The 15,635-nt window shown below is 68.1% G+C and carries 20 protein-coding genes and 1 pseudogene; 12 read left to right on the forward strand and 9 right to left on the reverse strand.

The features are described 5' to 3' along the window. The first annotated feature begins 456 nt into the window (after nt 1–456). The gene (locus tag C5E41_RS20900; RefSeq protein WP_104377489.1) at nt 457–1,254 is read left to right on the forward strand and encodes an SAM-dependent methyltransferase; all 798 of its coding nucleotides are present in this window, start codon (nt 457–459) and stop codon (nt 1,252–1,254) included. A gap of 7 nt (nt 1,255–1,261) precedes the next feature. Here the strand turns inward: C5E41_RS20900 and C5E41_RS20905 are convergent, their stop codons facing one another. After that, entirely contained in the window at nt 1,262–2,299 is a 1,038-nt protein-coding gene (locus C5E41_RS20905; RefSeq protein ID WP_104377490.1) for a Gfo/Idh/MocA family protein, read from the reverse strand. 134 nt (nt 2,300–2,433) lie between these two features. Here C5E41_RS20905 and C5E41_RS36260 point away from each other — a divergent pair, with 134 nt between their 5' ends. Then, nucleotides 2,434–2,637 (forward strand): helix-turn-helix domain-containing protein, encoded by a 204-nt coding sequence (locus C5E41_RS36260; RefSeq protein WP_439956451.1) that lies wholly within the window; start codon nt 2,434–2,436, stop codon nt 2,635–2,637. Here the strand turns inward: C5E41_RS36260 and C5E41_RS20915 are convergent. After that, entirely contained in the window at nt 2,631–3,428 is a 798-nt protein-coding gene (locus C5E41_RS20915; protein WP_104377491.1) for an SDR family NAD(P)-dependent oxidoreductase, read from the reverse strand. The two genes, C5E41_RS36260 and C5E41_RS20915, sit on opposite strands and share 7 nt — an antisense overlap. A 68-nt stretch (nt 3,429–3,496) precedes the next feature. Here C5E41_RS20915 and C5E41_RS20920 point away from each other — a divergent pair. The 6 genes and pseudogenes from C5E41_RS20920 to C5E41_RS20940 form a co-directional block, all read left to right on the forward strand. Then, nucleotides 3,497–3,829 (forward strand): annotated as a pseudogene (locus C5E41_RS20920) (integrase core domain-containing protein); the annotation flags it as partial. A 17-nt stretch (nt 3,830–3,846) separates the two neighbouring features. Continuing rightward, nucleotides 3,847–4,068 (forward strand): DUF5753 domain-containing protein, encoded by a 222-nt coding sequence (locus C5E41_RS34525; protein WP_258081143.1) that lies wholly within the window; start codon nt 3,847–3,849, stop codon nt 4,066–4,068. Continuing rightward, nucleotides 4,065–4,274 carry a DUF397 domain-containing protein gene (locus C5E41_RS20925; RefSeq protein ID WP_104377493.1) on the forward strand — a complete coding sequence of 70 codons (210 nt, stop codon included), beginning with the start codon at nt 4,065–4,067 and terminating at the stop codon, nt 4,272–4,274. The genes C5E41_RS34525 and C5E41_RS20925 overlap by 4 nt, the downstream gene beginning before the upstream one ends. 86 nt (nt 4,275–4,360) lie before the next feature. Next, the gene (locus C5E41_RS20930) at nt 4,361–4,759 is read left to right on the forward strand and encodes a DUF4870 domain-containing protein (protein ID WP_104377494.1); all 399 of its coding nucleotides are present in this window, start codon (nt 4,361–4,363) and stop codon (nt 4,757–4,759) included. Between the two features lie 207 nt (nt 4,760–4,966). Further along, nucleotides 4,967–5,284, forward strand: coding sequence for a DUF222 domain-containing protein (locus tag C5E41_RS20935; RefSeq protein WP_030515825.1), 318 nt, complete (start codon nt 4,967–4,969; stop codon nt 5,282–5,284). Between the two features lie 84 nt (nt 5,285–5,368). Then, entirely contained in the window at nt 5,369–6,580 is a 1,212-nt protein-coding gene (locus tag C5E41_RS20940; RefSeq protein ID WP_104377495.1) for a GNAT family N-acetyltransferase, read from the forward strand. Between the two features lie 37 nt (nt 6,581–6,617). Here C5E41_RS20940 and C5E41_RS20945 read toward each other — a convergent pair whose 3' ends face one another. The 6 genes from C5E41_RS20945 to C5E41_RS36000 form a co-directional block, all read right to left on the reverse strand. Then, nucleotides 6,618–7,385 (reverse strand): ABC transporter permease, encoded by a 768-nt coding sequence (locus tag C5E41_RS20945; protein WP_258081135.1) that lies wholly within the window; start codon nt 7,383–7,385, stop codon nt 6,618–6,620. Beyond that, nucleotides 7,382–8,527, reverse strand: coding sequence for an ABC transporter substrate-binding protein (locus C5E41_RS20950; protein WP_104377496.1), 1,146 nt, complete (start codon nt 8,525–8,527; stop codon nt 7,382–7,384). The genes C5E41_RS20945 and C5E41_RS20950 overlap by 4 nt, the downstream gene beginning before the upstream one ends. Next, entirely contained in the window at nt 8,524–9,255 is a 732-nt protein-coding gene (locus C5E41_RS20955; protein ID WP_104377497.1) for an ABC transporter ATP-binding protein, read from the reverse strand. The genes C5E41_RS20950 and C5E41_RS20955 overlap by 4 nt, the downstream gene beginning before the upstream one ends. Then, nucleotides 9,231–10,262: an acyl-CoA dehydrogenase family protein gene (locus C5E41_RS20960; protein WP_104377498.1), complete on the reverse strand. Its 1,032-nt coding sequence runs from the start codon at nt 10,260–10,262 to the stop codon at nt 9,231–9,233. Before C5E41_RS20960 ends, C5E41_RS20955 begins: the two co-directional genes overlap by 25 nt. Then, nucleotides 10,259–10,780, reverse strand: coding sequence for a DUF4242 domain-containing protein (locus C5E41_RS20965; protein WP_104377499.1), 522 nt, complete (start codon nt 10,778–10,780; stop codon nt 10,259–10,261). The genes C5E41_RS20960 and C5E41_RS20965 overlap by 4 nt, the downstream gene beginning before the upstream one ends. A 105-nt stretch (nt 10,781–10,885) precedes the next feature. Continuing rightward, the gene (locus C5E41_RS36000) at nt 10,886–10,966 is read right to left on the reverse strand and encodes a putative leader peptide (RefSeq protein ID WP_368854174.1); all 81 of its coding nucleotides are present in this window, start codon (nt 10,964–10,966) and stop codon (nt 10,886–10,888) included. A gap of 63 nt (nt 10,967–11,029) precedes the next feature. Here C5E41_RS36000 and C5E41_RS20970 point away from each other — a divergent pair, with 63 nt between their 5' ends. The 3 genes from C5E41_RS20970 (at nt 11,030) to C5E41_RS20980 (ending at nt 13,303) form a co-directional block, all read left to right on the forward strand. After that, nucleotides 11,030–11,629 (forward strand): TetR/AcrR family transcriptional regulator, encoded by a 600-nt coding sequence (locus C5E41_RS20970; RefSeq protein ID WP_258081136.1) that lies wholly within the window; start codon nt 11,030–11,032, stop codon nt 11,627–11,629. A 75-nt stretch (nt 11,630–11,704) separates the two neighbouring features. Then, nucleotides 11,705–12,475, forward strand: coding sequence for a trans-aconitate 2-methyltransferase (locus C5E41_RS20975; protein WP_104377501.1), 771 nt, complete (start codon nt 11,705–11,707; stop codon nt 12,473–12,475). A gap of 132 nt (nt 12,476–12,607) precedes the next feature. After that, on the forward strand, nt 12,608–13,303 hold the full coding sequence (locus C5E41_RS20980; RefSeq protein ID WP_104377502.1) for a class I SAM-dependent methyltransferase: 696 nt from the start codon (nt 12,608–12,610) through the stop codon (nt 13,301–13,303). A gap of 56 nt (nt 13,304–13,359) precedes the next feature. Here C5E41_RS20980 and C5E41_RS20985 read toward each other — a convergent pair whose 3' ends face one another. Further along, nucleotides 13,360–14,172: a PRC and DUF2382 domain-containing protein gene (locus C5E41_RS20985; protein WP_104377503.1), complete on the reverse strand. Its 813-nt coding sequence runs from the start codon at nt 14,170–14,172 to the stop codon at nt 13,360–13,362. Between the two features lie 596 nt (nt 14,173–14,768). Between C5E41_RS20985 and C5E41_RS20990 the strand changes: the two genes are divergently transcribed. Further along, a complete protein-coding gene (locus tag C5E41_RS20990) occupies nt 14,769–15,632 on the forward strand; it encodes an AfsR/SARP family transcriptional regulator (RefSeq protein ID WP_104377504.1) in 864 nt (287 codons plus the stop codon). The last annotated feature ends 3 nt before the right edge of the window (nt 15,633–15,635 follow it).

A 15,635-nucleotide genomic window follows, 5' to 3' on the forward strand; every position in this document is an offset into this window, starting at 1 on the left:
TCAGTAACCGATCGGCAACCTTACGTCTCGAGGGGTCGATTTCCTAACCATCGATGGCGCGGGCGGAATGGCACCCGCCGAGAGCGGGCGCCGATGTGGACAACGTTCCAGATTGGACACTTGATCAGTGTTGCGTCGCGCCAGACTTCCGCCTATCCGAGAGCAGATGTCGAACATGTTCCACCGGCAGCCGCCACAGCCGATTCAGGCTGATTAGCACATTTTCAGCTAACTCAACGTCGCCGTCGAGATTCCCTCGTACACGCCGTTGCCGCACACGAGCCGTCGCACGTGTTCGCCCGGGCGGCACGGGCGCTCCCTCACCGCGGGTCCGAATATTACGGCCCTGCAACATATTCCGGCACAATCGCAGCGCGGAGGGTTATACTCGCGTAGTTCGCACCGACGAGATGCCGCGGTTCGGCGGCGCCCCACACCTACGGGAGCTCAGCACATATGGCCATCGACGATCCGGCGCAGATCCGCACCGATATTCCACACTCGGCGCGCATCTGGAATTTCTGGATGGGCGGCAAGGACAATTACGAGGTCGACCGTGCCGTCGGTGAGGCGAGTCTGCAGATCGATCCGGATATCGCGACCATGGCCGTGCAGTCGCGGCAATTCCTGATCCGGGCGGTGCGCCATCTCGCCAGCGAGGCCGGGATCCGGCAATTCCTCGATATCGGTACCGGTTTGCCGACGATGCAGAACACCCACGAGGTGGCCCAGAACGTCGCGCCCGATGCCAAGGTGGTCTACGTCGACCACGACCCCCTGGTCCTCGCCCACGCTCGCGCGCTGCTGACCAGCACCACTCCGGAGGGTGTGACGACCTACGTCGACGCCGATTTCCACGAACCGGAGAAGATCATCGCCGAGGCGCACGCCATCCTGAATCTGCAGGAACCGGTGGCCGTGATGTTCATGGGCGTGCTCGGTCACGCCCGCAGCTACGAGGATATGCTGCGCATCGTTCGCACGGTGCTGGCGGCGGTGCCCTCCGGCAGCTATCTGGTGCTCTGGGACGGCACCGACGACAGCCGGCCATATGTCGACCTGTGTGCCGAATACGCGAAAACCGGTGGTACACCGTACTATCCACGCACGCGCGCCGATATCGCCGCGGCCTTCGACGGACTCGAGCTCGTCGATCCCGGCTTCACCTGCATCACGCAGTGGCAGCCCGACTCCCGTGAGGTCGGCCGCACTCCCGACATCGCCGCCTACGGCGGCGTCGCCCGCAAACCCTGACGGCCGTTCATCGAGCGGCCGCCGCCGCGCGTGCCCGCTCGATGATGCGCAGGGCCGCAACGGCATCGGCGGGGTCCACTGGTGGTTCGGCGCCGTCCAGCAAGGCGGCGGCGACCTCGGCGTAGAAATCCGGATAGGCGCCGGGTTCGCTGGGGGTCGGGCGCAGCTCGCCTTCGGCGCCGAGCTGACCCCAGTCGGCGGGATCGACACTCCCCCACGGCTGTCCGTCGCCGGGACGACGACCGGCTCGCAGTGCCGCCTCCTGCGGATCCAGTCCGTAACACACGTACCCGGCCTCGGAGCCGAGCACCCGGAAGCGCGGACCCAGCTGTGGCGCAACGGCGCTCATCCACAGATGCGACCGCACGCCCGAGGCATGGGTGAGCGCCACGAAGGCATCGTCGTCGGCCCGCACCCCGGGACGGCGGGCGTCGAGTTCGCAGTAGACGTCGCCGACCGGGCCGAACAAGTCGAGCGCCTGGTCGATCAGGTGACTGCCGAGGTCGTACAGGATGCCGGCGCCTTCATCGGCGCCACCGACCTCTCGCCACCCGCCCTTGATACGCGGCCGCCAGCGTTCGAAGCGGGATTCGAAACGGCGCACCTCCCCCAGCGCGCCGTCGGCCATCAGCCGACGGACCGTGCGAAAGTCGCTGTCCCAGCGTCGATTCTGAAAGACCGTCAACATCGTGCCCGCCTGCCGAGCGGCCGCGATCATCGCCTCGCCCTCGACGGTGGTCAGGGCGAAGGGCTTGTCGACCACCACCGGCAGCCCGGCCGCCACGGCCCGCAGCGTCAGTGGTCCGTGGGTGCGGTTGGGGCTCGCGATCACCATCAGATCGATATCCGTTGCGGCACTGAACAATTCGTCGGCCGTTGCGAATACCCGCACGCCGGGATGGTCGCCGCGCGCCTGGTCGGCCCGTTCCGGCGAGGAGGTCACCACCGCGGCCATCCGGAGCCTAGGGTCGGCGGCGATCAATGGGGCGTGAAAGACCGCCCCGGACAATCCGTATCCGATCACCGCCACATTCACCTGCGCCATCGCCGCCGCTCCTCGATTCGACATCCGCCGCACGGGCCGACGCTCACACCCGCGCGGGGCCGACACCGGGCCGGCCCGCGTTCATCACACCACGATCACCCATCGGGTGCGCACGGGAACGAGCTCGGTCATGGTTGCCTGAGCACGACGGCGGACTCGACGCGGTCACCATCGATGCGGTGACGCGGCGTTCGGGCGTCGCGCGCACCACGCTGTACCGGCATTTCGACACCGTGGCACAGTTGCGGACCGCGACCCTGAAAGAGCTGATGCCGCCGGTGGTCGAGATTCCCGCCGCAGGCCCCCTGCACTGCGTCCGCGACGGTTCGCGTCAGTAATAAACGGACCCCGGCACGCCGCCGCCCGCCGCGACGGCATCGCCGGTGATGGCGACGCTGCGCGGCGAGGCGAGGAAGGTGACGACGTCGGCGACCTCGCGGGCGTCGATCACCCGGCGGATCGAGTTGGCCGCCAGACCAGCCTCCAATTCTTCGACGGTGGCGCCGGATTCAGCGGCCTGGGCGGCCAGTCGTCCGGTGAGTCGTTCGGTCCGAGTGAGCCCCGGGTGCACGACCGTCACGTTGATCCCATGCGGGCCGAGTTCGTCCGCGAGATTCTTCGTCAGGGCCGAAACGCCGACATTGCGCACCGTCTGGGCGATCGAATTCGCTTGCCGCGCACCGAGTCCGCTGATGTTGACGATTCGCCCCCAGCTCTGCGCGATCAGATGCGGCGCGACGGCGCGGGCGGTGCGCAGATAGCCGAGCACCTTGATCTCGACCTCGCGGCGCACGATGTCGTCGCTGGTGGCGTTCAGGTCCGCGGGCGAGCCTGCACTCCACGGCGTGGCCGCGGCATTGACCAGGATGTCGACCCCACCGAGCTCCGCCACGGTGCGCTCGACCAGTGCCCGCACCTGTTCGTCGTCGCCGGTGTCGGTGGGCACCGCCACGATCCTCCGTCCGCTCTCCTGGGCGAGTGCCTGCGCGGCCGCCGCGAGCGGTTCGGCGGATCGGGCGGCGAGCACCACGTCCACGCCCTCGGCCGCGAGTCCGCGCGCGACGGCCAGCCCGATTCCCTTACTGCCGCCGGTGACGACGGCCCGCTTACCGCTCAGCTGCAAATCCATGGGAGCGACGGTAGCAACGCCTGCCGTGCGCGTCGCGGATCCGGATCGGGCTGAACAGAATCCGGCTCGGGCCGCCGAGGGTGCTGCGGATGAACAACGGTCCGGAGATGATCTCGGTTGCCCTGCAACGGTTCTGCGCCAACCGGGTCGGGATCTCCTACATTCCACCGGGCACGCCTTGGAACAACGGCTTCGTCGAATCGTTCAACCGGCGACTGCGGACCGAGTACCTCAACCGCAACCACTGGACCAGCCTGCTCGAGGCCCGGGTGGTGATCGGCGATTCCAAGGCCGACCACAATCGACGGCACCGGCATTCGGCGCTGGGCTACCTGACGCCGGCCGAGTACGCTGCGGCCTGCACCCACACCCACCACCCGGTGGCCCGCGGGATCAACTGAACACGGCACGAAATCACCTGACTCTATTCCCGGGTGGTCTCGTCATCGGGGACTACTCACCGGCGCTGACACAACCGCCGGTGGTATACATCGAGGGCTACGCCGGAACCCTGTACCTGGACAAGCCAACCGAGATCGAGGTGTACCGACAGGCGCTGTCCGACATCGCCGCTGTGGCGCTGGACGAAGCGGAGTCAAGGGCTCTGCTGGAGAAGATCGAACAGGAGTACAGAGCGTGAGTACCGAAACATCAGCCGCGAAGTGGTTCAAAAGCAGCCGAAGCCGGGACGGCGGAGAGTGCGTGGAGGTTGCGCACCTCAGCGATGGCACGGTCGGCGTACGCGACTCCGAAAGCCCCACCGGCCCGGCACTGATCTTCACCCCCGGCGAATGGGACGCCTTCACCACCGGCGTTCAGGACGGCAAGTTTCAGCGACCGGCGTAGCACGGACCGGAGGATCTCCAACGCGACCTGCGGGTTCGTGTGAAAGTTGGGATCGGTAGGGGGCGCGGGCGGCGTCTACTTGCCACATGACATCTTCTCAACCTCCCGCGAACCAGCCGCAGTCCGCCGGCTTGGACAAAAAGACCAGCGCGATCCTGTCGTACGCGCTGGGGTGGCTCACCGGAATCATCTTCCTCTTCATCGGAAGGCACGATCCCGATGTGAAATTCCATGCCTCGCAATCGATCGTCTTCTTCGGGGCGGTGTCGGCGGTCAATATCGTTCTGAGCATCCTCGGCTCGCTGCTCGGAGCCCTGGGGATCATCGTCAGCCTCGTTGGACTCGCAGTCGCGGTCTTCGCGATCGTCGTCTGGATCATGGCGATGGTCCAGGCGAACAACACCGGCGGTGTCCGTGCGGCGCTTCCCATCGTCGGAAGACTCACCGCCCCTTATGCGGATCGGTTGGCCGATTCGATCACATAACGGCGACGTCGCCCCCGCATGGCAGCCACATGCGACAGTCCGAAGACCAACGGCCCGAGACCATCTCGGGCCGTTGGCGTCCGTGTGGAACAGCCCGAGCGTCCGGCCCGGCCGTCACCGACACTTCGTTGCGATGCTACTGAGCATGGCGCGCCCAACCACGCCGATCATCGAACACATGTTCGACCATGCGCTACGCTAGCCGGCGTGAACACACATTCGACTGCATTGGCACCGAATGCGCCGGCACAGAGCTGGTCGGACCTGGCCGATGTCGACTTGCTGCGCACCCTCGTCGAAACCGAACGCCGCCGGCGTCGATTGGGTGCGGCCATGGTCGCGGCCGTCGCCGAGGCCGAACGCCGCGGCCTCGCCGCCGACACCGGCTATCGGGACACAGCGGAGCTGTTGAGTGATCTGCTGCGGATCAGTGCCTCCGAGGCACGCCGGCGAATCGAATACGCCGCTCCGCGGGCCCGCTCACGCGCCAGAAAGGCGTGGAGGGCCGTCGCAGCGGCGGGTTGAGGGCTCGGTCGCCGGAGACGGCCACACCAATGGCCCGCTACCGTGGTCGGGAATGTGACTCGCGCACGACCCCGGAGGTGACGAATGACCGGCGGAACAGCAGCCGTCGAACTCGCGACGCTGACCGCGGCAGACGATGTGCGTGCGGCCGGAGAGATCTTCCGTACCGCGATGGTCGGCCTGCCGCCCCTGCCGGACGGCGCCGACGGACTGGTCGAGCCCGGGCGCACGCTCGGGGCGCGCCTGGACGGGCAGCTCGTCGGGGCCGTCGACTCCTACACCAGTTGGCTGGCGGTGCCCGGCGGCCAGCGTCTTCCGCATGCGGCCGTCACGCACGTCGGCGTCCTGCCGACCCACACGCGCCGCGGCGTGGTGAGTGCGCTGCTGCGGCGCCAGCTCGCCGATATCGCGGAGCGCGGTGAAGTGGTCGCTAGCCTGCGCGCCACCCAGGGCGGCATCTACGAGCGGTTCGGCTACGGTGTGGCCGGCTCGTACGCGACGCTCGAGGTGCATCGGCGACAGGCCCGGTTGCGCGATACCGTCGCCCAGGGCGGGCCGGTGCGGTATCTCGATCCCGAGAACCGGTGGGAAACACTCGCGAAAATCTATGCGGCCGCCGATATCTCGTGGACCGGCGCGATCGACCGGCCGCCGTACTGGTGGCGGTTCCAGGAGTTGGTGGCCGGCAGCGGCGGCTGGACCGTGGTACACGGCGAACCGGGCGCCGAGGACGGCTTCCTGCGTTATCGTGCCGCCGACAGCGCCGGCTGGCCGCGGAATCCGCAGCGCACAGTCGTCGTCGACGATTGGGTGACCACCACCCCCGCGGCCTATCGCGGATTGCTGCGCCATCTGCTCACCCACGACATCGTCGACCGGATCGTGGTCACCTTCGCACCCGTCGACAGCCCGCTGCGGCACATGTTCGCCGACGAGCGGGTGGTCACCGTCGCCGGGGTGCACGACGAGACCTGGCTGCGACTGGTCGACGTACCTGCCGCTCTGGCGCGGCGCGCGTACCGCGAAGCGCCGCCGGTGGTGCTCGCGGTGACCGACGCCGTGCTGCCCGCGAACTCTGGTTCTTACCGCATCGCCGCCGATGCCGTGACCCGCGTCGGCACACCCGCCGACCTCACCACCGATGTGGCTACGTTGGCGGCGGTCTATCTCGGCGGCTCCACCTGGCGGCAGCTGGCCCTCGCCGGGCGGGTAATCGAAAACCGCAGTGGCGCAGCCGAAGCCGCGGACGCGCTGTTCGCCACCACCGCGGCGCCGTTCGCCGGCACCTATTTCTGATCCGCGAGATCACGGCGGCAGCTCCGCCGGGACGCGGTCAGCGCCGGTCGAGCGCCGCCCGGGCGAGGGAGTCCAGCGCGAACCCGATCAGGCCGATCACCACGATGACCGCCATCACCTGGTCGTAGGCGAGCTGGTCGCGGGCATTGAGGATCTGATAGCCGAGGCCGGACCGCACCCCGAGCATCTCGGCCGGGACCAGCACCACCCAGGCGATGCCGAGCCCGACGCGGAATCCGGTCTGCACCGGCCCGCGGACCGCGGGCAGGACCACCGAGGTCAACTGCTCGCGCCGGGTCGCACCGAACGACCGCGCCACCAGCAGCAGACCCGGATCGATGGATCGCACACCTGCGGCGGTGTTCAGCACGACCGGCCACACCGAGGCTGCGGCCACCAGGAAGATCACCGGCTGATGCCCGATCCCGAACAGCGCCACCGCGATCGGCGCCCACGACAGCGGTGAGATCATCCGCAGGAACTGCACCACCGGCGCGACCGCGGATTCGGTGGCGGCGTGCAGTCCGAGCAGCAGCCCCAGCGGAACGCCGACGGTGACCGCGATCAGCAATCCCACCAGCAGCCGCCACATGCTCACCGCGATATCGGGGAGCAGCACACCGCGATCGAGCAATCCGGCGATGGCTCCGGGCACATGCTGCGGCCCGAATTCGCGCAGCAGCGACTGCGGTCCGGCCACCAGATCGGTGAGCACCCACCACAGCAGGATCGCGGCGACGACGGCTGCCAGCCGTGGCGCCCAGGCCGCGGCGCGCAGGCGTGGGCGAACGACGACGGTATTCACGATGGATCGATCTCCTCGGTGCGGGTGAGCCCCGGCGGCAGCCCGAACGCGGCCGGCCCGCCCGCGCGGTCCAGGGCGGAGCGGACGAACCGGTCGTCGACGAGTTCGCCGTGCGCGCTCGCCGGATCGAGGCGGGACAGGAAGCGAGTGTCGCCGTCGACGATGGTGTCGTGCATGGCGGTGGCGAGCGCGGCGGTGAAACTCGGAAAGGGGAAGGGCTGGAAGCCGATTCGCTGGGGTCGCCAGTCCGGATGCCGGACCGCGATCCGGTCGGAATAGGTCAGCGCCTTGGTGACGGCGGGCAGCGGCTGCGGGAGATACCGCCCCGCGAGCTGTTTCGCCGCCGCCGCGCGGTCGGCGCCGATCCGCTGCTGCGCGGCGACCACCGAATCCGCCACCGCCTGCGCCACGCCGGGCCGGGTGTCCAGCAAGTCCTGGTGCACCACCAGCGCGCAGCAGCCGTGGTCGCGCCACAGATCGCCGAGAAAGCGGTGGATCCGTCCGACGCCGCGCAGTTCCGCTCCCGCGTTGAACGGGTCGGCGACGGTGAAGGCACTGATCGACCCGTTGGCCAGGGCTGGGATCATATCCGAGGGACTCATCACGATCAGCTCCACCGTGCCCGCCGAGCGGGCCGCCGATCCACGGATCACCGGTCGTAAACCGTTGGCGCGCAACAGTTGCTGAATCAGGATGTTGTGGATCGACCACCAGAACGGGATCGCCACCTGCGTTCCGGCCAGTTGTCCCAGCTCGGTGATGCCCGGAGCCACGGTCAGCGCGGAACCGTTGGTGTGGTTCCAGCCCAGGATCCGAGCGGGCACGCCCAGGCCGAACCGCAACTGGATCGCCATCGGCATCAGCAGGTGCACGATATCGACTTGGTGGGTGAGGAATGCCTCGGCGAGGGCCGACCAGCTGCGGAACAGCACGGGCTGGGCGAGTTGGGTACCGCGTTCGGCGATCAGCAGCGGGGCGGCGTCGGTGATCGGCAGATATCCGATCCGCAGCCGCTCACCGCTCGTACCGCGGCGGTCGGCCGCGGCCACGCCGAGGTCGGTCAATCCGGCCAGCCCACCGGCGGCGACGAGTCCGGCGCACCCGCACAGCAGGCCACGCCGCGAGATCACGGGTCGTCTCATACCGGCACCGACATATCGCGATAGCGGTCGATGATGCTGTGCCGCAGCGTGTTCCGCTCGTCGTCCGAGGTGGGACGCGGGAATTGCGCGCGCACGGTCCCGCCGTGTCCGATGAGGACGATCCGGTCGCCCAACCGCAGCGCCTCGTCGACATCGTGGGTGACCAGGACGGTGGTGCAGCCGAGGTCGGCGACCAGTGTGGCGAGCCAGTCCTGCAGGTCTGCGCGTACCGCCGGATCCAGGGCGCTGAAGGGTTCATCGAGCAGCAGCAGCCGCGGCCGCACCGCGACGGCCCGCATCACCGCGACCCGCTGCGCCTGTCCGCCGGAGAGCTGATCGGGCATCCGGTCGGCCAGCCCGGCCAAGCCGAACCGCTCGAGCAGTGCGTCCGCCGCCGCGGGATCGAAATCGCCGCGGTGGCGGGCGAATCGGCCGCCGAACCGGACGTTGTCGCGCACGGTCAGCCACGGCATCAGCAGTGGCTGCTGGAACACCATGCCGGTGGCCGGATTCGCCTGCCGCCCTTCGCCCCAGCCGATGCTGCCGCCGTCGAGCCGGTCCAGTCCGGCGATGATCCGCAGCAGCGTCGATTTGCCGCTGCCGCTAGGGCCGAGGATCACCAGCGACTCGCCCGCCGTGATCTCCAGATCGACGCCGTCGAGGACCGGTGTGCCGTGGTGGGCGTAGCTCTTGCGCGCGCCCGCTAGTCGTACTGCGACAGTTCCCATCGCAATTGGCCTTCCGAAGGAGATTGAACGGGCAGGAAGGCGGCCTCGCGGAACCGCCGGTTGGTATCGCAGCCCCGCGCGAATCCGGCGCCGCCGCGCAGCGTCGATTCCAGCCGGGTGGCATCCACCGCGGTCCGGGACGCGTCGAGCCGCAACCGGATCAGATCGGCCGCCGCGACCCGGCCCGGATCGGTGGCGAAGTCGTAGAGCCGCGCGCGCACGGATTCCTGCCGGGCCGCGAGACCGGTGTGCTCGTCGCAAAATTGGGCGCCGAGACCGTCGAGCAAGACCGCGGCCTCGGCCACCGATCTGCCCGCGATGCCGCTGCAGAACGCGGTCTGCAGGAGCAGGAATATCGGCCGGATTGCGGCGCCGAAGAGGGGCAGATCCGAGGTCACGAGTTGCTCGTCGGGCACCTCGACACGGTCGAAGATCAGCGCGGTCGAACCGGTGGCGCCCAGTGCCAGCAGTTCCGGTGCGGGGCGCACCCGCACGCCGTCGGCACCGGCGGCGACGACGGCGACACACCCGGATCCCTCACGATCGCGGTAGGGAAACACGATCAGCGCGTCGTCGAAGACGTTGGAGGCCCAGGCGATCGGGCCCGAGACCGAGCGGACGGCGCCCTCGTCGGCCCGCAGCGGCAACTCGCCGAGGCCTGCGAGGTGTTTGAGTGCCGCGGCCATCGCGGTGACGCCCACCCGGCGTCCGGACGCGAGGTCGTCCAGGTACCGCCCCTGCACCGATTCCGGTGCGCGCCGGACGTATTCGAGGGTCATCCGCTGGGCCCACAGCGAGAATCCGGCAGCGAGGCTTTCGGCGGCGACCTCTTCCACCACGGCGGCGAATTCGCGAATATCGCTGTCGCCCAATCCGATCGAGAGCAGATCCCGGGCCCCGATCTCGGCGATGTCTGCCCGCACGTCGGTGGTGGCGGCATCGAGCGCGGCGGCGCGGGCGCGCACGAAGGCGGCCACCGCCGCCCGGGCCGGTGCGGTGACGCTCATGTCCGCGGATCCGCGAGCGTGTGCAGCCGGTCGACCGGGGTGCTGACCGCGTCGCGCGCCCGGCGCACCGCCGCCTCGTCCGGCGCGTCGTAGAAGCACAGGCATTTGGCCGTGTCCTCGCGCACGTAGGTGCGCAGGAAGCTGACCTCGGGGACGTCGGCGTATTTCGGCGCATTGGCCTTCTTGCGCGCGAGGTAGGTGTCCATGTCGATCTCGGCCGGAATATCCCATTCGACCAGGTATCCGGCGGCGGGACGGGCGGCTTTGACGGTGGCGAGGTCGGCGCCGACCAGCCGCACCTGATGCGGCCCGTCGACCGCGGCCGCGAACACCTGGTCCGCGGCCAGTGTGGGAGCAGCACATCCGGCGAATTCGGCGATCGCGAAGATCCGCGCCGCACCGGTGGTGACCTGTGCCTCGATGAGTTCACCGCCGGCATTGTCGGCGTGCGCGCCGAATTCGCCGATGGTGCGACCGGGCTCGCCGGTGGGCACGAGTTCGTACAGATACAGAGACATCGAAAGCCGCCTTTCGGAACAGGCTCGGAGAAGGGCTCGACGGCCGCGCGACAGACGGCCGGAGATATGCGCGAACGAACGACGTCCCGCGGGAACGCGGACGTCTCAGCGCCGGTGGTAACAGGCAGCGCCCGCCACGCGCACGAGATCCACGTGCAGTCGGCGAGTGAGGTTGCTGCGGGTCACGCATTCAGACTAAACATGTACAGAACGTTCTGTCTACTCCAAGGGATGGTTATGGTGGAAGACGTGGCCACAACAACGGAGCCGGCCGAACGGCAGCAGTCGACCCGGCGCGGCAAACCCACGCCGGCGCAGCGCCTGCTGGACACCGCGACCGACCTGTTCTCGCGCTACGGCATCCGCGCGGTCGGCATCGACCGGGTGCTGGCCGAGGCCGGGGTGGCGCGGGCGAGCCTGTATCAGAGTTACGGCTCCAAAGACGCTCTGGTGCAGGCTTATCTGGAACACCTCGATCGCCGCGACCGCAGCCGCTGGGACGAGGCGGTGGCAGCGGTTCGCGAACCGGTGGACAAGGTGCTGATGTTCTTCGATCTCGCGCTGGCCTCGGCGCCCACCAAGGGGTTCCGCGGCTGCCAATACGCCAACGCCGCCACCGAATTTCCCGATCAGGCGCTGGAACCGGTTGTGGCCCACCGCCGCTGGATGCTCGACACCCTGACCACTCTGCTCCGCGAGTGCGGCAGCGCCGATCCCGAGGAACTGGCCGCGCGCCTCCAGCTCGTCTACGACGGCGCACTGTCGGGATCGAAATTCGCCCACTCGCTCGAACCGCTGCGGACGGGCCGCGGCCTCGCCGCCCAGTTGATCGCCCAGTCACTGCGATGACCGCGAGCCGAATCCGGCCCCAGCGCTAATATAACGCTTGTACGGTTTTAGCACCTTCGGCGAGTGGAGCAGCTTATGTGGGATCCCGAGAAGTACCGCAGTTTCGGCGACCATCGCTCGCGGCCGTTCTTCGAACTGATCGCGCGCATCGATGCCGAGAATCCACGCCGGGTGGTCGATCTGGGGTGCGGGCCCGGACAGCTGACCGGCGTGCTGGCTCGGCGCTGGCCGCAGGCGCGGATCGACGCGTTCGATTCCTCACCCGAAATGGTCGCTGCCGCACGGGAATCCGGTATCGACGCCGAAGTGCGCTCCGCCGAGGAGTGGCAGCCCGCACCCGATACCGACGTCGTGGTGACCAATGCGGTGCTGCAGTGGGTGCCGACGCATACCGCGCTGCTGCCGCAGTGGATGGCGGCGCTGCCGTCCGGGGCCTGGCTGGCGTTGCAGGTGCCGGGCAACTTCGACGCCCCCTCCCATGTCGCCATCCGCGAACTCGCCGCGCGCGACGAGTGGCGGCCACGCCTGGAATCGAGCGGCATCCTGCACCCTCGCGACGTCCTCGATCCGAGCGGCTACGCGGCGGTGCTCACCGCGGCGGGATGCACGGTCGACGCCTGGGAGACCACCTATCTACAGCGGCTGACCGGCACGGATCCAGTCCTCGAATGGGTGACCGGGACGGCCCTGCGGCCGGTGCGCGGCGCGCTCGACGACGAGGAGTGGGCACGCTTCACCACCCAGCTCGCCCCACTCCTGCGCGCGGCCTACCCCCAGCGCGCCGACGGGACGACCTGGTTGCCGTTCCGGCGAATCTTCGCCGTCGCGCACAAATCCGGCGACTGACTGTGCTGACCTGAGAGGTCGGGGACGCGGCTGGCTGGTGGGTGTCCGCCCGCGTACGCGGCAAGAGACGCGGCCGTAACATCGAATGAGCTCCACCCATGTCTGATAGCCCCGACCGATGCGGAGGACATCATGACCACACCGAGCGATTTCACGTTCGAGAACGCATACCAGGGCCAGGACGGCCCCTTCTCGGGCGCCACACCGCCCTGGAGTATCGGCGAGCCGCAGCCGGAGCTGAAAGCGCTTGCCGAACAAGGGAAATTTCACGGCGACGTCCTCGACGTCGGCTGCGGCGAAGCCGCGATCTCGCTGTATCTGGCCGAGCTCGGCTTGACGACGGTCGGGCTCGACTCCGCCCCGACCGCCATCGAACTGGCCCGCGCCGAGGCCGCACGGCGCGGACTGACCACCGCCACCTACGAGGTCGCCGACGTCACCTCGTTCACCGGGTACGACGGCAGGTTCGGCACCATCGTCGACAGCACCCTCTTCCATTCGATCCCGGTCGACCAGCGGGACGGGTATCAACGGTCGATCGTCCGGGCGGCGGCCCCGGGAGCGTCCTACTTCGTACTCGTCTTCGACCGTAAGGCGTTGCCGGTCTCGCCCGAGGGGTTCGGCCCCAATCCGGTGACCGAAGACGAACTGCGCGACGAGGTTTCGAAGTACTGGGTCATCGACGACATCCGCCCGGCTCGCATCCACGTCAACGATCTCCCCCGCGACGATCGGTCACCGGTCCGGTTCGAGGATGTGCGCGACGAGCCCGGCGGCCGCAGCTCGGTCCCCGCCTGGTTGCTGCAAGCCCACCTGGCTCTGGCCTGACGGCGCCCCTGGCGTCAGGGCCGGGCCCGGTTCGGGCCCGGCTCGCACCATCGTGGTCAGCGTTCGTGCGGGTAGCGGCGATCCACATAGCGTCCCGGATCGGTGCCCTCGGTTTCGATGCGCTCCTTGCGCACGGTGTCGCCGACGGTCTCCCGCTCCTCGACGTCGTCGACGGCCAGACGCACGCGTTCGACCGGCACGGTCTCCTTGTCCACGGTCACCCGGTCGCGGTGCAGGGTGACCTCCTGTTCCTCGTCGCCCAGGGAGGTCTGCCCGTACGCGCCGGCGTCGGTGACCGGTTCACGTTCCACGCGGACCTCTTCGTGGCTGGTGGGCACCGTGCCCGTCTGGTCCTCGGCGACGACGTACTTGCGCAGGCGCGCCGTGCCGGCCGCCTCGCGCTGGGTGTCGACGTTCAAGCGTTCCTCGGAGCGGATCAGGCCCTGGCCGCCGGTGGGATCGGTGGCCGCGTGGCGTCCGCTCGGGCCGCCATCGGGACGCGCCGTCCCCTGCCCGCCGTCGCGCACGGCACGGCCGTAGGCGTCCCAGCCGGAGTGGTTCGGGTCGACGTGATAGTGGCGGAACAGCTGTTGCTCGCCTTCCCGGCTGATGTGCCCGTCCTGTTCCACAGCGGGCGCGGATTTGACCGTCGCCTTGTCCACATTCACCCGCAGCGCGTCGGACTGCGGATTGTGCCGCGCCCCGGCCAGCGGGACCAGCGAATCGTGGCGGAACAAGCCCGTGGACACCGACGCCCAAGTCGGGGAACCGGTTTCGTTGTCGACGTAGATGTGCTTGACCTTGCCGATCTTGTCGTCGTGCGAGTCGTACACGATGCTGTCCATCAGAGTGTCGAGCTGTCCGGTCATGGTTGCTCTCCTCTTCGGTACGGATCGGATGGATTCATCGGGGAATACGCCGGCATAACCGGCTGTCACCCCCGGCAGCCCAGCACGTTCGGCTACACGTCGGCAGGTACCCGGCAGTCACTCAGCGAAACCCCGCGGAGAGACATGGACATCCCTGGACAGCGGTGTGGTGCGTCACCGCTTTCGCAGGGCGGGGCCTATGCCTCGAGTGTCGGTGATCTTTCGGTTACCGGAATGCCCGCACTCGCCGACCTCGCCACCACCGACCTTCGGCGTCCGCGTCGGCCTTCGCCGAACACCTCGCCCAGCCTCTCGCCGGAACCTGACCGGAACCGGCGGACCGCTGCGGCCCGGCTCGTATTGCGCTCGGCGGCAATCGCTTCCGAAGATAGGCCGCGTCGTCACCTAGTCGAACGTCCAGATTATTCTTCACCTGCGAAAACATATGCGAGAACAAGACGGCCGTCAGGCGTTAACGGTATGATCACAGTGGGTTTACGGTCTCGCCACAATGGCCTCGCTACTCTGAATAGGTCTACAGCGACGTACGATTTCACGCTCACCGCACAGCAATTCATGCTACAAGGGGACGCTACGTGTCGAATACTGTATATGCCCGCGTTCTTGGCCCTTTGACTCTCGCCCTCGACAATCGCAATGCGACGCCCACCGCGCAGAAGCAACGGCAATTGCTGGCATTGTTGTTGATTCGGCATTCGACGGTTGTTCCGGTCACGACACTGATCGAAGAGCTGTGGAACGACGATCCGCCGCGCAGCGCGATAACGGTCGTGCAGACCTATGTTCTGGGTATCCGAAAGAAGATGGCGCAATATCTGGATGTCGACCAGGGCGAGATCGCGGACCGATATCTCCGCACCTGGAGCAAGGGATATATGTTCGACGCACAGGACTGTGTACTGGATTTGCGTGACTATCGCACGATGACCGACGCCGCCCGCTGCGCGTTGAATACCGGTGACGACATGCGCGCGGTGGATCTGTTCACGGCGGCCGAGGCACTGTGGACCGGTCCGGCGCTGCTGGACGTGGAGAGCGGCCTGCCGTTGTCGGCTGAGCTGTCGCATCTGGAACAGGTGCGGCTGACCGACCTCGAACTGCGAATCGAGGCTCAGTTGCGACTGGGCCGCTTCCGCGAGGTCTGCCCCGACCTGGCACGACTGACCGCGGAGCAGCCCCTGCACGAACGACTGCAGGCGTACTACATGTACGCGCTGTGCCGTTCCGGCCGGCGACATCGCGCCCTCGAGTCCTACCATGAATTCACCCGTTCACTGCGGCGCGAACTCGGCCTGGATCCTTGCGTGAAATTGCGCCGATTACACAGCGACATACTCAACGCCTCCGACGAATCGGTGACCCTGATCCTCGAGCGTCGCCATGCCGGATATCTGATCGGCTGGCAGGCGGGCGCACAACGTTCCGCGACACCCGCCTGATCC

This window comes from Nocardia nova (genome assembly GCF_002933465.1).
GTDB classification, from domain to species: Bacteria; Actinomycetota; Actinomycetes; order Mycobacteriales; family Mycobacteriaceae; genus Nocardia; species Nocardia nova_B.

What these genes read in the sequence shown, in the direction of transcription:
- C5E41_RS20950 (WP_104377496.1), bottom strand. Translation starts at nt 8,527, where the DNA reads ATGAGACGACCCGTGATCTCGCGGCGTGGCCTGCTGTGCGGGTGCGCC.
- C5E41_RS20905 (WP_104377490.1), bottom strand. Translation starts at nt 2,299, where the DNA reads ATGGCGCAGGTGAATGTGGCGGTGATCGGATACGGATTGTCCGGGGCG.
- C5E41_RS20930 (WP_104377494.1), top strand. Translation starts at nt 4,361, where the DNA reads ATGACATCTTCTCAACCTCCCGCGAACCAGCCGCAGTCCGCCGGCTTG.
- C5E41_RS20965 (WP_104377499.1), bottom strand. Translation starts at nt 10,780, where the DNA reads ATGTCTCTGTATCTGTACGAACTCGTGCCCACCGGCGAGCCCGGTCGC.
- C5E41_RS20915 (WP_104377491.1), bottom strand. Translation starts at nt 3,428, where the DNA reads ATGGATTTGCAGCTGAGCGGTAAGCGGGCCGTCGTCACCGGCGGCAGT.
- C5E41_RS20980 (WP_104377502.1), top strand. Translation starts at nt 12,608, where the DNA reads ATGACCACACCGAGCGATTTCACGTTCGAGAACGCATACCAGGGCCAG.
- C5E41_RS20955 (WP_104377497.1), bottom strand. Translation starts at nt 9,255, where the DNA reads ATGGGAACTGTCGCAGTACGACTAGCGGGCGCGCGCAAGAGCTACGCC.
- C5E41_RS20960 (WP_104377498.1), bottom strand. Translation starts at nt 10,262, where the DNA reads ATGAGCGTCACCGCACCGGCCCGGGCGGCGGTGGCCGCCTTCGTGCGC.
- C5E41_RS20985 (WP_104377503.1), bottom strand. Translation starts at nt 14,172, where the DNA reads ATGACCGGACAGCTCGACACTCTGATGGACAGCATCGTGTACGACTCG.
- C5E41_RS20900 (WP_104377489.1), top strand. Translation starts at nt 457, where the DNA reads ATGGCCATCGACGATCCGGCGCAGATCCGCACCGATATTCCACACTCG.
- C5E41_RS20975 (WP_104377501.1), top strand. Translation starts at nt 11,705, where the DNA reads ATGTGGGATCCCGAGAAGTACCGCAGTTTCGGCGACCATCGCTCGCGG.
- C5E41_RS20940 (WP_104377495.1), top strand. Translation starts at nt 5,369, where the DNA reads ATGACCGGCGGAACAGCAGCCGTCGAACTCGCGACGCTGACCGCGGCA.